We start from the raw sequence: 15,675 nt of genomic DNA, 5'->3' as shown, positions 1-15,675 counted from the left end.
GGGAAATATGACATGAATTATGTGGTAATCAAATGTGGAGGAAGTGTGTTTGAAAAGCTACCAACATCCTTTTATGAAAACATCGTTGAACTCAAAAAATCAGAAGGTTGGCAGCCAATCATTGTCCATGGTGGCGGTCCACTGATTTCTTCTTTATTAAAAAATATTGGCGTTGAGACAACGTTTGTCAATGGATTGCGTGTTACGACCAATGAAGTACTAGATGTCGTTGAAATGGCGTTAAGCGGAGCGATGAACAAACAAATTGTTCGGAAATTAGCCGAAGCCGGTGGTCAAGGTTATGGCATTAGCGGTATTGATGGTTCATTGCTTACGGCGACACCCATGGATCAAAAAAGTCCTTTAGGCTATGTTGGCAAAGTAACGAACGTAAAAACATCTCTTATCGAAGCAATTGTTGAACAAGGACATATTCCAGTCATATCTCCACTAGGCATTGATGGCACAGGCCAGCGGTATAATATTAACGCAGACAATGCTGCATCTGCAATTGCGGAAGCATTGAAGGCAAAGCTTTGTTTTATTAGCGATATTCCAGGCATCTACACCGAACATAATGGACAAAAAGAAATATTGCATCAATTAGGGAAAACTGAAATCGAGTTGTTGATCGAGCAAGGTGTCATTCACGGTGGAATGATTCCGAAAGTGACATCCGCATTACATGCACTAGCGAACCAAGTACCTGAAGTATCGATTGTAAATGGAATGGAGAAGAATAGTCTAATCCAATTTATTCAAGGTAAAAAGGTCGGTACAAGAATACGAATGGATAAGGAGATTACTCATGTCTAACAACACTACTATAACTAACACCCATCCGGTGATGCAGACGTATAATCGTTTTCCAGTCACATTAGTTAAAGGGAAAGGCAGCTATGTTTGGGATGATACAGGGAATAAATATTTAGATTATACATCAGGTATTGCAACGTGCAACCTTGGCCATGTGAATGAACAAATCAAATCTAAGGTTTCAGACCAGTTGGATAACTTATGGCATTGCTCTAATTTATATCATATTCCGACGCAAGAAAAATTAGCGAGCTTGCTTGTTGAGAACACGTGCACGGACCAAGTGTTTTTTTGTAACAGTGGTGCAGAAGCAAATGAGGCGGCAATTAAAATTGCCCGCAAGTATGCCCATGATGTAAAGGGAACGGACGCCTATGAAGTGGTTACTTTTAAAAATTCATTTCACGGAAGAACGTTAGCAACACTTGCAGCAACAGGACAAGAAAAAATACAACAGGGCTTTGCCCCAATGACACCAGGCTTTCGCTATTTACCATACAATGATATCGATGCACTAGATCAATTAGCATCTATAAATACCTGTGCTGTATTACTAGAACTAGTACAAGGTGAGGGCGGCGTCGTTCCAGCAGACCCTGCATGGTTGAAAAAGCTGGCCGCGATTTGTGAGCAACAAGATTTATTATTAATGGTCGATGAAATCCAGACCGGTATGGGACGGACAGGGACGCTGTTTGCATATCAGCAATATGAAATCGAACCTGATGTAATTACGGTTGCTAAAGGACTAGGTAATGGTATTCCAATCGGCGCAATGCTGGCAAAACAAAAGGCAGCTGATGCATTCACTGCAGGTAGTCACGGTAGTACGTTTGGAGGAAATCCGATCGCGACTACGGCTGGTCTAGCAACAATGGAATATTTGTTAGGTAGTGATACGTTACAGCAGTCAGATCAGTTAGCAAAATATCTCGTCACAGAACTGCAAGCATTAGTAGAAAAGTATGACCAGGTTGAAGCAATTCGTGGAAAAGGTATGCTAATCGGAATTGTTGTTAAAGGAAATGCGATCGATTACGTAACGAAAGCAAGAGAGCACAATCTATTAATCCTAGTTGCAGGACCAAATGTTGTACGCGTTTTACCACCCCTAACAACGACTAAGGAAGAAATCGACATTTTTTTAAGTGTTATGGATCAAGTGTTTGCCGTTTAAGACGCTTTCTTAGTATACATGGTATGAAATTTCGTATAGTATAAGGGAAGCAAAGTTTAGAGGGAGTATTTATGAAATCAACAATTAAAGAAAAAATTAACTCATTCCAAGAACAAAACAAAAATCGTGCACGTTTACTTATCCATTGTCACGATCAGCCTGGGATCGTTGCTGCTGTATCTGAATTTTTGTTTCAGCATCATGCCAATATTACCGAATCTAACCAATATACCACGGACCCTGAAGGCGGAGAATTTTTTATACGCCTTGATTTCGAATGTCCAGACTTACATCATAAACGAACACAACTGGAACAAGATTTTAGGCCAATTGCAGAAAAATTTAAGATGGAATGGCAGTTTACTTATGTAGAATCGGTTAAAAACATGGCCGTATTTGTCTCCCAAGAACCGCACTGTTTACTGGAGTTATTATGGGAATGGCAAAGTGGAGATCTCATGGCGGACATCGCTTTGGTTATTAGTAATCATGAAACAACACGGGATATTGTTGAATCATTAGGAATTCCATTTTATTATATACCAGCAAATAAAGATATTCGTGCAGAAGTAGAAGCAAAGCAGTTACAGCTTTTAGAAGAATACGAAGTCGATTTCATCGTATTAGCACGTTATATGCAAATCTTAACGCCAAGCTTCGTAGCTGCTCATCCAAACCGAATTATTAATATCCATCATTCTTTCTTACCAGCATTTGTTGGAGCTAAACCTTACGAACGTGCCTACAATCGTGGTGTGAAATTAATCGGTGCTACGTCGCATTATGTGACAAATGATTTGGATGAAGGACCAATTATTGAACAGGATATTGGCAGAGTTAATCATCGAGACAATGTGGAAAGACTAAAGAAAATGGGTCAGGCAATCGAACGAAGCGTGCTTGCCCGAGCTGTAAAGTGGCACATTGAAGATCGAATTATCGTGCATGGTAATAAGACAATTGTATTTTAAGGTAACAACAACACAGAAGCTGGTCGCTTCTGTGTTTTCTATTAGTAAATTTTTCTGCTATGCTAGAGCTACAAAATCGAGTGGGTGGATATATGGACAAATTTAAACGAAAACTGGATGAATATTTGCAAGACTGTAACCGAGACCACGATTTGCATGGATCTATCCTTGTATCCTATAAAGGAGAAATCATCATTAATGAAAGTTTTGGTATGGCCAATTACGAGCACCATATACCGAACACACCAAAAACAAAATTTCGGATTGGTTCGATTACGAAAAGTTTTACTGCTGCCGCTATTTTTCAACTACAACAGCAGGGCAAGTTACATATAGAAGAACCGATTAGTAAGTATCTTCCTGCGTTTCCTTCTGGCGACACGATTAGCATCTATCACTGTTTAACCAATAGCACAGGTATAGTTGATTTTGTACGATTAGAAAACTTCTGGGAAAAGACAATGCGCTTACCTGCTAGCATAAATGAAGTAATTGCTTCTGTTAAAGATCTGCCATTACAATTCGCGCCGGGGACAAAGTTTGGTTATTCTAATACTAATTATTTGATCCTTACGAAAATATTGGAACAAGTAAGCGGTGAAACCTATGCAAGCTACATGAAAGATCATATATTCAACCCTTTACAAATGCATGATACTGGGTGTGATGACGGTGTAAATATTGTAGAAGGGTTAGCTTCTGGCTACACGTTTGATAAGAAGCCTAAACACGCAGCATATGCAGATTTATCTTTTCCGTTAGGCGCATATGGCTTGTACACAACAGTGGAAGATTTGTATAAATGGGACCAAGCATTAATGACAAATGAATTACTAAGTGAAGCTTCTTTGAAAACAATGCTAGAACCTTACCAGGTTGGCTATGCCTGCGGATGGGCAGTGTCACCAATACATGGTCATACCTGCTGGAATCACTATGGTGATATTAGTGGGTACGTGAATTATATGATGCGGTTTCCAGAAGAGGAGCTGACAATTGTGTTCTTAAGTAATATGGATACAGTGCCTGTTAGTACTATTGGCCAAATAATCGCGAAGCTGGCGTTTCGTTAATCTGTGATTGACTTCCGTCTTTAGTAGTTACGATCATTGATACTCCAATTGAGTATTTGTTACGACAATATAGATTCAAACGGATAACTATAATTACTCTCCTTATTCACATAGTAGAGAGTAAATTAGCTATTGCTCATAAATGAACAAATAAATATTAAATTCACAATTATCGTTGTCCATGAATATAGTATTCGTGGGCGGTGATAAATGTGGAAAGGCATTTTAATGTAGTACAAAATAAAAACGTACTTACCATAGAGGATAAAACTTCATTACCTTTATCCTTATGTGATTACTGGATATATATTGACAACCAACTTGTAGCTAGTTTTCATGCGGGTAATACATTTTATGTTCATCACAAGGCTAGTCATCAATCACAACACATGTTAATTGTGGCGGCACACGTTGTTCATGGGATCCCTTATACAATAGCAGAGCAATTTGTAATTATGCCAACAAATAATGGGGATCGTGAGCCGAATCGTAATTTTAAGGCTGGCGATATTTTAGTTGCTAGTGATAATTTGAATAAAAAGCTGACAGGATATGTTGGTCATTCGGCGATTGTTGTTGATGATTCCCACTTAATAGAATCTCCTGGTGGACATCCGGCAATACAAAAGGATTCGATTCAACAATTTCTAGATAAGCACCCGACACATGCACAGTTTCGTCCGAAGTCTGCAGACCTTGGTAAAAAAGCAGTGGAATATGCAGAAAAATATTATGCTAAGTATCAAAAGAATTTAGAGGAAGGTAAAGCAGAGCCTGAGTTTTCCTTTATGGAATCCCAATCTCTTGAAGATCCATGGAAGTACATTTATTGTTCAAAGCTCGTATGGTTAAGTTATTATAAAGGGGCAGATTATAAGTTGGAAAATGATTATCTATGGTATTCTCCAGAAGACTTGTATACGAACTTAAAGAAAAATGATGATTTTAAGACGATTTATGAAAATGAAGATGTGAAATTTGATTTAGATACGTAAACGCACCATGCGTTTCGTATCTATATTCTATAAAGGAGTACATAATAAATGATGAATTCTACATTTAGAGCATTCCAAGTGAATCAGATTGATGAGGCATTTTCTGCAAACGTGACGATGTTATCTGTTGATGATTTACCAGATACTGAAGTTTTGATTAAGGTACAATACTCAAGCATTAACTATAAAGATGCTTTGGCGACTGTTCCTAATAGTACAATTGTAAAGCACTATCCATTTGTACCGGGGATAGATTTAGCGGGAATAGTTGTGGAGTCGAATGATACGAGATTTAAGGAAGGCGATTCGGTTATTGCGACGAGCTATGAAATTGGTGTATCGCATTATGGTGGATTCAGCGAATATGCACGTATTCCTGCCGACTGGATTGTTCCTTTACCAGAGGGGCTTAGTTTGCAAGAAGCGATGATCTATGGAACAGCCGGGTTCACTGCAGCACTGTCGGTTCATCGTTTAGAAAACAACGGGCTATCACCTCAAGATGGAAAGGTGCTCGTGACTGGAGCAACAGGAGGAGTCGGTAGTATGGCAGTCGCTATGCTGGCCAAGTTAGGTTATGAGGTTGTAGCAAGCACAGGTAAGCATAGTGCACATGAGTTTTTAAAGAAAATAGGTGCATCTGAGGTAATTGGGAGAGAAGATGTTCTAGCGGATAAAATTAAACCGTTGGACAAGCAACTGTGGGCTGGGGCAGTCGATCCGGTTGGAGGTCAAACACTAGCCGCCATTGTTAGTAAACTCAAGTATGGTGGAGGAGTTGCTGCAAGTGGACTAACCGGAGGAACCCAGGTGCCAACAGCTGTATTTCCATTTATATTGCGCGGCGTGAGCTTGCTAGGTGTTGATTCTGTCTATTGTCCAATGTCGTTACGGAAAGCGCTATGGGAGCGAATGGCTGATGATTTAAAGCCGGTTGGGTTACAGCACTTGATGGCCGGGACGACAACGCTAGAAAAATTACCACAAGAATTAAGAAGAATTCTAGATGGTAATGCACTCGGCCGAACTGTTATTAGACTGTGAAGTGAATGATTAGCGGAAATTTTTTTGGAAAGTGAATAATCCCCTTCTATTTAGCAAAAAGTAAGTTGGTAAATTTGAAAGGGGATGTATCACATGAAAAGTGTATGCATGAAGATCTTGGCTTTTGCTTTGTTTTTGACGGTATTCAGTGTAGGAGCGTCACCATTACAAGCGGAAGAAGCTCATCCAGAACCACCAGAGTATAAGGATGTTAAATTAACAGATGAGCAGCTAACCGAGTTGAAATCTCTTTATGAAGATATGATGAAGCAACGTAAAGGGATTATCGACAAGTACTTAGAACTTGGTATTCTAACTGAAAAAGATGCGAAGAATATGAAGGAACATTTAGACATGTATTTTAAAAAGTTAGAAAATGATAGCTTTATTCCTAAGTGGGACAAGCATAAAAAACATCCAAAGAAAGATGAATAACACACATAAAACTCAATTCTTGCAGAAGGATTGAGTTTTTGTTTGCAAGAAAAAAGTAGTAGAATAAGGAAAAGGATTCTAGGGGGAATTTCATGTCAACAGCAACTAATTACATTGAGCAATTACAGATGCAATCACATCCAGAAGGTGGATATTTTTCTGAATCATTCAGAGCCTCGGCAAGCTTAGAATTAGGAGAAGTAGTGGGTCGACCAGGCGTGGAACGACAATTATGGACGAGCATATATTTTTTATTAGAAGCAGGAGAAGTATCACATTTTCACAGGCTCCAATCAGACGAGTTATGGTATTTCCATGACGGTGGTACGTTACATATACATATGATTCATCCAGATGGAACATATTCATTTGGAAAGTTAGGAAAAGATATTGAAAAAGGGGAGATGCCACAGCTGTTAGTACCTCGTGGTACCATCTTTGGTGCATCTTTGGAAGAGGATGCTTTTGCGCTCGTAGGATGTATGGTATCTCCGGGATTTGATTTTGTTGATTTTGAATTGTTTGAACAGAACGATTTACTCTCCATGTATCCGGAACACGAAGCTATTATCAAAAAGATGACGAGATAGGAGGAGTATCATTTGGCTAAGCAAAAAAGAAGCATAACAGCGGAAGATTTACTGCATCTAAATGTGGTTAATGATCCACAATTTTCACCAGACGGTAGCAAATTTGTATATACCTCACGAACAGTAACGGAAAAACATGCATATCAATCACATCTGTTCATGCAAGATATAGCAGATGAAAAGACGATAAAGTTAACGAATGGAACAGCTATGAATAGCCAGCCGCGATTTTCGCCTGATGGTAGTAAGCTTGCGTTCTTGTCTAATCGCAGTGGACGTAATCAAATATGGGTGCTTCCACTAACAGGTGGAGAAGCGTATCAGCTTACACATTTTAAACATGGTGCAAGTGAACTGTTTTGGTCACCAGATGGAAACTATCTTCTTTTTTCGGCAAGATTACAAGCTAGTGATGATGTGAATGCACAGCAAGAGCCTACTGCAGAGCAGATTCAAGCTGAGGAAGAAAAGAAAAGCAAACAAGGATTTGTTGTAAATCGACTGAAATATAAATCCGATGCTGCAGGATTTCTTGATGATACGTGGAAACAGCTCGTCCTTTATGACATAGAGAATAATAGTTTTCAACAGTTAACAACAGAGGCGGCAGACCATAGTCCCGGTGGTTGGTCCCCAGATAGCCACTATATTGGTTTTACTGCCAATATCGGACCACAAGCTGATCAAACGCAAACACAGGATATTTATACATTTGAAACGAGATCAAAAACGATCAATAAATTAACGGATTCAAACGGGTTTTATTATGGAATACAGTTTTCGCCATCAAGTGAGAAAATAGCTTGTTTGGGACATCAATTTGAATATGCAGGCGCAACCTTAAGTAAATTGTGGACGATTGATTTGCATTCAAAAGAGAAGAAGAACTTGGTAGAACAGTGGGATGTTCAACTTGGTGATAGTATGATTGGAGACACCGCATCTAGCTCAATTTATGGTCCCGAATGGGCGAGTGATGGTAGTAGTATTTATGTTGCCGCAAGTGAGTATGGAAAAACGGGATTGTTTGAGATCGATATGGATGGCAAGAAACAGAGTATCTATGATCAAGACAATCATGTTTATGCATTTGCATATGACAAAGCGTCAGAAGCAATCATTGTTGGAATTAGTGACCCATTAAACCCAGGAGATTTTTATTTGTTAAGCAAATCAGAGGCAAAACGGTTAACAAGTGTAAATGCGAGACTGTTAGAAGAAGTAGTTTTAGCAACACCACAATCTGTCAAAGCAAAAGCGGCAGATGGGCTAGATATTCACGGTTGGTTAATGAAGCCTGCTCAATTTGAAGAAGGTGAGAAATACCCGCTCGTCTTGGAAATACATGGAGGTCCACACGCCATGTACGGTCTTACTTTTTTCCATGAACTACAGCTTCTGGCTGCCCAAGGCTATGCGGTACTTTTTACAAATCCACGAGGTAGTCACGGATATGGTCAAGCGTTTGTAAATGGATGTAGGTCGGACTATGGCGGCAAAGATTATACAGATATTATGTCTAGTTTAGATGCTGTTTTAGAAAAAAATGATTGGATTGATCAATCAAAGTTAGCGGTTACTGGTGGAAGTTATGGTGGTTTTATGACGAACTGGATTGTTAGCCATAATAATCGCTTTAAAGCAGCAGTTACGCAGCGTTCAATTTCAAATTGGCTTAGCTTCTATGGTGTAAGTGATATTGGTTTTTACTTTACTAAATGGGAAATTGGTCATGATTTGTTAGATAATCCGGAAAAATTGTGGGATCATTCGCCATTAAAGTATGCCAAAAACGTAGATACACCGTTACTAATTCTGCATGGGGAAAACGATTTTCGTTGTCCGATTGAGCAAGCGGAACAGTTATTTATAACGTTAAAACACTTACGTAAAGATGTAGAATTTGTTCGCTTTCCAGGTGCGAACCATGAATTAAGCCGTAGTGGTGATCCGTTATTACGAATTGATCGATTGCAACGAATTGTTGGATGGTTTAAGAAGTATATATAAGTAATAGCGGAGAGCAGACAGCTGGTTAATAATTGGCTGTCTGCTTTTTGGTTGCTATCTTACAGAGGGTTGTTATTGCACAAAAAAACTTGAATGCGACGTAACTTGAAGAGTGCTTGCACCGCTCCGGAAATCCACTTCGCTTTCCGCGGGGGGCTAGTGAGCCTCCTCGTCGCTTCGCTCCTGCGGGGTCTCACTTAGGCCACTAGTCCCGCAGGAGTCGAAGTGGATTTCCTCCGCTGACTTAGGATCTTCTACTTTGAACGCACTACCTACCATTGAGAAAACCTATGCAGTGGAGGCAGAATACTTCGACTCCTGCGGGAAAAAAGAGCAATGACGAGACCCCGCAGAACGCAGTTCGAGGAGGCTCGTCGCTCCCCGCGGAAAGCGAAGTATTCTGACGGAACGGTGTCAAAGCACGCACCTTTATTATTACGATACGTTGCATTTTACTTCAACCCTGAAGTTCAGAACCTCTTGTAAAAATACAAGTTTGGGTGATCTATCGATATTGAGATGTGGGACTTAATCTAAAGTGTCCAACACTTTCGCACAATAAGTAAAATAAATTAGTTGATTATACGTATGAATTATAATAAAATAAAATCAACAGAATAAGATGTACGTATAAGTTAAGTGTTTATAACGGAAGGTGAGGACGCAAATGCTAGAAAATTTAAAACAACAAGTACTTGAAGCCAACTTAGAGCTCCCTAAACATGGGCTAGTAACTTTTACCTGGGGTAATGTGAGCGGTTACGATGAAAAGTCAAAACTAGTAGTCATTAAACCGAGTGGAATTGATTATGAAAAATTAACAGTGAATGATATGGTCGTAGTCGATTTAGATGGAAATGTTGTGGAAGGCGATTTAAAGCCATCTTCTGACACACCTACGCATTTAGTGCTTTATAAGAACTTTCCTGGTATAGGAGGGATTGTACATACACATTCTCCGTGGGCGACGTCATGGGCGCAGGCTGGAAAGTCGATACCTGCATTAGGAACAACCCAAGCAGACTATTATTATGGCACGGTTCCTGTTACGCGTAGAATGACAGAACAAGAGATTCAAGGTGCTTATGAACTAGAAACAGGGAATGTGATTGTGGAAACATTTAACGATATTAATCCACTTGAAATACCTGGTGTGTTAGTACACAGTCATGCCCCATTTAACTGGGGGAAAGATGCAAAACAAGCTGTACACAATGCTGTAGTCCTAGAAGAGGTCGCAAAAATGGCATATCACTCGTACCAGATAAATCCAGATGTACCGCCAATGGATCAAGTATTATTGGATAAACATTATTTACGTAAGCATGGTGCGAATGCTTATTATGGACAGAAGAAATAATAAGAAGCAATTAATATATAAATCTATTAAAATGACAACAATAAAAACTAGGAGGAAATACAATGTTAACTTTAAAGCCATATGAATTTTGGTTTGTTACAGGTAGTCAGCACTTATACGGAGACGATGCAATAAGAGAAGTAGAGTCTCACTCAAAAGAAATAGTCGAAGGTTTAAATAAGCAAGGAGATCTACCGTATCCGGTTGAATTTAAAGCAGTTTTAACAAATTCTACAGATATTCGTAAGCTTATGCTTGAAGCGAATGCGGATGAAAACTGTGCTGGTTTAGTAACTTGGATGCACACCTTTTCACCAGCGAAGATGTGGATAGCTGGGCTGGGTGCACTACAAAAGCCGTTATTACACTTGCATACCCAATATAATCGTGACATTCCTTGGGGTAAAATTGATATGGATTTTATGAATCTAAATCAAGCTGCTCACGGTGATAGAGAATATGGATTTATTGGTACAAGAATGAATATTCCCCGTAGAGTAGTTGTCGGTCATTGGCAAAACACCGAAGTGTTACAAAAAATAGGTAACTGGATGAAGACAGCTGTATCGTTTACAGAAGGTCCTAATATCCGCGTAGCACGGTTCGGTGATAATATGCGTAATGTAGCTGTTACCGATGGAGATAAAGTAGAAGCACAGATTAAATTTGGCTGGACAGTAGATTACTATGGCATTGGTGATTTAGTTGAGGAAATGAATAAAGTTACTGAACAACAATTGGAACAGCTTTTCGGTGAGTACAATGAATTGTATGAGCTTCCTGCAGAAGCAAGCGAGGCAGGTTCAATTAGAGACTCGATCATGGAGCAAGCTCGCATTGAACTAGGGCTAAAAGCATTCTTATCAGCACGAAATTATAATGCGTTTACGACAAACTTTGAAGATTTGCATGGCATGAAACAGCTTCCAGGATTAGCAGCACAACGATTAATGGCTGAAGGCTATGGTTTTGCTGGTGAAGGTGACTGGCGGACAGCAGCATTGTTACGTGTTATGAAAGTAATCGCTGCTAATAAAGGTACTTCATTTATGGAAGATTATACGTACCATTTAGAGCCGGGTAACGAAATGATTCTTGGATCACACATGCTTGAGATTTGTCCAACAGTTTCGGCAACAAAACCTAAAATTGTCGTCAACCCATTAGGTATAGGTGGTAAAGAAGATCCAGCTCGATTAGTGTTTGATGGTAGAGGAGGAGAAGCAGTTAATGCCTCCCTAATTGAATTGGGCGGCAGATACCGTCTAGTGATCAATGAAGTGAAAGCAGAACAACCAACGATTGAGACGCCTAACTTACCTGTAGCAAAAGTATTGTGGAAGCCAGAACCATCATTAAGTGAAGCTACAGAAGCATGGATCTATGCTGGTGGAGCGCACCATACCGTATTTTCTTTTGAGGTAACAACAGAACAGCTTTATGATTTTGCGGACATGGCTGGAATTGAGTGTGTTGTAATCGATGCTAATACAAACCTCAGACAACTGCGAAACGAGTTAAAGTTAAGTAATCAAGTTTGGCGATAAGTAGAATCAAAGCATGTAGAGATTGCAGACGATGCAGTCTCTATATTTTTTTAACTAGATGTGTTTTGACTTAATGCCAACCATTAGTTAATATGGTATGCTCTACTTATACGGATAACTATTACAAATTGATTAGCAAATTTGGGGTGTAAGTATAATGGAAACAAAATACAATATAGTAAAACAAGCAATTAAATCTAAAATATTAGATGGATCGTTCTTACCTCATCAAAAGATAAGTTCAGAATCAGAGATTATGAAGCAATTCGGTGTAAGTCGGCATACGGTCAGATTAGCAATCGGAGATCTGGTTAACCAAGGCTGGCTGTATCGAAAGCAGGGATCAGGTACGTTTTGTGCCGATCGATCAAAAGAAGAAACGCCGCTAAGCAATAGAGAACAATATAAAAATATTGCAATCATTACAACGTATATTTCAGATTATATATTTCCATCGATTATCCGCGGAGCAGAATCATATTTAAGTGACCAGGGCTACCATGTATCGCTATTTAGTACGAATAACGACCATCATGTTGAGAAGCAGATATTAGAAAAGATACTTACACAACAATTTGATGGCATTATTATTGAACCTACGAAAAGTGCGGTATCTAATCCGAATTTAAATTACTACTTAAATCTGGAGCGACTTGAGATCCCTTATATTATGATAAATTCATTTTATGATGAATTAGAGCCAATAAGTATCACCATCAATGATGAACAAGGCGGTAAAAATCAAACACAACACTTAATTGATTTAGGACATCGAGAAATTTTAGGCATATTCAAAACGGATGATATACAAGGCACGAGACGGATGAAAGGATATATTAAAGCCCATCGCCAAAACGGTTTGTCGATTAATCCGAATAATATCGTTACCTATAATACGAGTGAAAAGCTTATAAAACCTGCAGAAGCATTGCGCAAATCATTGTCATCAGCTGAGAACAAGCCAACAGCAATCGTTTGCTACAATGATGAACTGGCAATCAACTTGCTCCACGTATTGAGAGACATGGATTTACAAGTTCCTAACGATATTTCTATCGTTGGATTTGATGACTCATTTTTAGCAAATGTTTCTGAAGTGAAGTTAACCACGATCGAACACCCTAAAGCAGAAATGGGAGTCATGGCTGGAAAAATGATACTTTCTTTAGTAGAAAGCAACGAGGGTGATGAATCTAAAAGTAAACCAGAATCAGTCATTTACGAGTCAAACTTAGTGGAACGTAGCTCGACAATGCGATTAAATTAGACTACTAACCCCATGATTTTTCACGGCATGGGGTTAATTGTTCAGCCTTCAATCACCTTTACAGTATATTTTCTATTTCTTGGTCCATCAAATTCGCAAAAATAAACACCTTGCCATGTGCCTAATACGAGTTGTCCGTTAGAGATAATTAGAGTTTGTGCATGACCGACGGTGCTCGTTTTTAAATGTGACGCCGTATTTCCTTCCATATGCATGTCCTTTGGATGTTCCCATGGATAAACTTCCTCTAAACGCCGCAGAAAGTCAGTTTTCACATCTGGGTCAGCATTTTCATTTACTGTAATGCCTGCTGTTGTATGTAAGGAAGAAACGATCATAATCCCATTATCTATCCCCTCCGAACGAATCCATTTTTCTAATTCTGTAGTAATTTCGATCATTTGTGCATGTGCAGATGTTTGTAAATGAAATTGTGCTAGCATATATAAACAACTCCTCATCCTCTTTATCTTTATCATAATAGACAACCACGCATGGAGCAAAAGTTATGATAAGCGTTAATTCTATATCAAAATCGAAACTGTGGTAGAATTTGATTATTAGTTTCTCTATCTTTTAAATAGAAAGGATGTTATTACATTGGTTAAAGCAATTTATACAAATGAAGCACCACAAGCACTCGGACCATATTCTCAAGCGATTGATTTAGGAGATTTAGTGTTTGTATCGGGACAAATTCCGATCATTCCAGAAACTGGAGAAGTTGCAGAGGGAATTGAAGCACAAACGGCACAAGTGATGAAAAATCTTAGCGCTATATTAACAGAAGCGGGCTTAACGTTTGCGAACGTAGCCAAATTCACCATTTTTATTACGAACATGGATGATTTTGCGAAAATTAATGAAGTGTATGCTACATTTTTACAAGAGCCTTATCCGGCAAGAGCAACAGTAGAAGTGAGTAAGCTGCCAAAAGGCGTAAGTATCGAAATGGAAGTTATTGCAAAACGGTAGGTAGTTGTAAATTCACCTATGCTAAAAAATTTAGGATAGGTGAATTCAATTCTTTTAAAACTGTAGGATCCCATATCACCCCGCCTGCGGTCTCCAAGTAAATAGCCACTTTTGATTCTCAATTAATTTCAAAAAAGAAAAGACTAACAAGACCATAATGCCAACAGAAGGCAAAGCAATGATAATCGTAAATGTCTATAGGGTATTCAACCACCAATAAACAATAAAGCGGTCGTTGGAAGTGCTAATGCAAAAGCCCAGAAAAGCCGATTCCATCGGCTGGGTCATCTGTTAATTGAGAGTCCAAATAGCCCCCCGCGGAAAGCGAAGTGCATTTCCGGATCGGGGCAAGCACTCTCAAATTACGTTGGATTTTACTTCAACTACGAAAGCAGAAACATTCAAAGAATGATATGTCTGAAAATAAATACTTTTAAAATTGAAGAAAAACAAGCATAATAAAGGCGTAGCAAATCTATGAAAAAAAGGAGAAAGATGGAATGAAAAAGAAGTTTCTTCTCATCTCAGTGATACTAGGCTTAGCCTTAATGGTTAACTTAGTAACGTCATTAAACGTAAACGCTAGTACGGATAGTATAAATGAAAAATTTGGCCAACCGATTGTTGTGTATGGGGAAACGTTAAATGAAGATCAAAAACAACAGGTGCGAGAGCTATTAAATATAGACGACCCTTCACAAGTGCAAGAACTAATTGTTACAGCGGAAGATTTAGTCAATTATATTAATGGTGACCCGAGTGCGAATATGTACTCTTCGGCAAAAATTACACGCAAAGAAGACGGCAATGGACTTAATGTCACGATTGTCAATCCGGAAAATATTACGGAAGTTACAAAAGAAATGTATGCTAATGCTTTACTTACAGCAGGCATTGAAAACGCGGAAGTAGAAGTAGCATCTCCACTAAAGGTGAGTGGACATTCGGCGTTAACGGGTATTTATAAAGCATACAATGTTGATGGGGAATCCCTTGATCAAGATCGTATGGAAGTCGCAAATGAAGAACTAGGGGTTGCAACTGATCTAGCGGAGCAGGAAGGGCTAGATCAAGCGAAGGTTAGTGAATTGTTAACAGCGATTAAGCAAGCTATTGCAGAGCAAAACCCTGCTACAAAAGAGGATGTAGAAAGAATTATTCAGGAACAGCTTGATCGGTTGAATATTGAGTTAAACCAAGACGATTTAAACAGACTAATAGAGCTATTTGAAAAAATGCGCTCAATCAATATTGATTTTGATCAAGTAACGAATCAACTCAATGACCTAGCGAATACGATAAAAGATCGCATACAAGAAGTTGCCGGTGATAAAGGCTTTTGGGAAAGTGTCGGAAACTTTTTTAGGAACATTTTCCAAGCAATAGCTAACTTATTTAATTAAAAAGATGAAGGG

The 15,675-nt window shown here is 38.9% G+C and carries 15 protein-coding genes; 14 read left to right on the top strand and 1 reads right to left on the bottom strand.

Annotated features, from left to right (window positions below):
- Positions 1–12 precede the first annotated feature (12 nt).
- From argB to ACI6MV_RS10420, 12 genes are all read left to right on the top strand, one after another.
- Positions 13–816 (top strand): acetylglutamate kinase, encoded by an 804-nt coding sequence (argB, locus tag ACI6MV_RS10475; RefSeq protein ID WP_407270240.1) that lies wholly within the window; start codon positions 13–15, stop codon positions 814–816.
- Entirely contained in the window at positions 809–1,993 is a 1,185-nt protein-coding gene (locus ACI6MV_RS10470; RefSeq protein WP_407270239.1) for an acetylornithine transaminase, read from the top strand. Before argB ends, ACI6MV_RS10470 begins: the two co-directional genes overlap by 8 nt.
- A 71-nt stretch (positions 1,994–2,064) precedes the next feature.
- Positions 2,065–2,964, top strand: a complete 900-nt coding sequence (gene purU, locus ACI6MV_RS10465; protein ID WP_407270238.1) for a formyltetrahydrofolate deformylase — start codon at positions 2,065–2,067, stop codon at positions 2,962–2,964.
- Between the two features lie 92 nt (positions 2,965–3,056).
- Complete coding sequence (locus ACI6MV_RS10460; protein ID WP_407270237.1) at positions 3,057–4,037, top strand: serine hydrolase domain-containing protein; 981 nt, start codon at positions 3,057–3,059, stop codon at positions 4,035–4,037.
- Positions 4,038–4,249: 212 nt separating this feature from the next.
- Entirely contained in the window at positions 4,250–5,032 is a 783-nt protein-coding gene (locus ACI6MV_RS10455; RefSeq protein ID WP_407270236.1) for a hypothetical protein, read from the top strand.
- Between the two features lie 51 nt (positions 5,033–5,083).
- Positions 5,084–6,076 (top strand): NADPH:quinone oxidoreductase family protein, encoded by a 993-nt coding sequence (locus ACI6MV_RS10450; protein ID WP_407270269.1) that lies wholly within the window; start codon positions 5,084–5,086, stop codon positions 6,074–6,076.
- 108 nt (positions 6,077–6,184) lie between these two features.
- Positions 6,185–6,511: a DUF2680 domain-containing protein gene (locus ACI6MV_RS10445; RefSeq protein ID WP_407270235.1), complete on the top strand. Its 327-nt coding sequence runs from the start codon at positions 6,185–6,187 to the stop codon at positions 6,509–6,511.
- A 92-nt stretch (positions 6,512–6,603) separates the two neighbouring features.
- Positions 6,604–7,101, top strand: coding sequence for a cupin domain-containing protein (locus ACI6MV_RS10440; protein WP_407270234.1), 498 nt, complete (start codon positions 6,604–6,606; stop codon positions 7,099–7,101).
- A gap of 12 nt (positions 7,102–7,113) precedes the next feature.
- The gene (locus ACI6MV_RS10435; RefSeq protein ID WP_407270233.1) at positions 7,114–9,111 is read left to right on the top strand and encodes a S9 family peptidase; all 1,998 of its coding nucleotides are present in this window, start codon (positions 7,114–7,116) and stop codon (positions 9,109–9,111) included.
- 667 nt (positions 9,112–9,778) lie between these two features.
- Complete coding sequence (gene araD / locus ACI6MV_RS10430) at positions 9,779–10,471, top strand: L-ribulose-5-phosphate 4-epimerase (protein ID WP_407270232.1); 693 nt, start codon at positions 9,779–9,781, stop codon at positions 10,469–10,471.
- 62 nt (positions 10,472–10,533) lie between these two features.
- Complete coding sequence (gene araA, locus ACI6MV_RS10425; protein ID WP_407270231.1) at positions 10,534–12,018, top strand: L-arabinose isomerase; 1,485 nt, start codon at positions 10,534–10,536, stop codon at positions 12,016–12,018.
- A gap of 157 nt (positions 12,019–12,175) precedes the next feature.
- Positions 12,176–13,285, top strand: a complete 1,110-nt coding sequence (locus tag ACI6MV_RS10420; protein WP_407270230.1) for a GntR family transcriptional regulator — start codon at positions 12,176–12,178, stop codon at positions 13,283–13,285.
- 41 nt (positions 13,286–13,326) lie between these two features.
- Here ACI6MV_RS10420 and ACI6MV_RS10415 read toward each other — a convergent pair whose 3' ends face one another.
- A complete protein-coding gene (locus tag ACI6MV_RS10415) occupies positions 13,327–13,728 on the bottom strand; it encodes a secondary thiamine-phosphate synthase enzyme YjbQ (protein WP_407270229.1) in 402 nt (133 codons plus the stop codon).
- A 157-nt stretch (positions 13,729–13,885) separates the two neighbouring features.
- On the opposite strand from ACI6MV_RS10415, the gene ACI6MV_RS10410 reads away from it, so the two are divergent.
- Together ACI6MV_RS10410 and ACI6MV_RS10405 are read left to right on the top strand one after the other, a co-directional pair.
- On the top strand, positions 13,886–14,260 hold the full coding sequence (locus ACI6MV_RS10410) for a RidA family protein (protein ID WP_407270228.1): 375 nt from the start codon (positions 13,886–13,888) through the stop codon (positions 14,258–14,260).
- Between the two features lie 500 nt (positions 14,261–14,760).
- Positions 14,761–15,663, top strand: coding sequence for a DUF1002 domain-containing protein (locus ACI6MV_RS10405; RefSeq protein ID WP_407270227.1), 903 nt, complete (start codon positions 14,761–14,763; stop codon positions 15,661–15,663).
- The last annotated feature ends 12 nt before the right edge of the window (positions 15,664–15,675 follow it).

The sequence above is a fragment of the Radiobacillus sp. PE A8.2 genome, assembly GCF_045635475.1.
In the GTDB taxonomy this organism is placed as follows: Bacteria; Bacillota; Bacilli; order Bacillales; family Amphibacillaceae; genus JBJGXI01.
The sequence above is the reverse complement of the archived record's forward strand: the minus strand, read 5'-3'. Positions and strand labels throughout refer to the sequence as shown.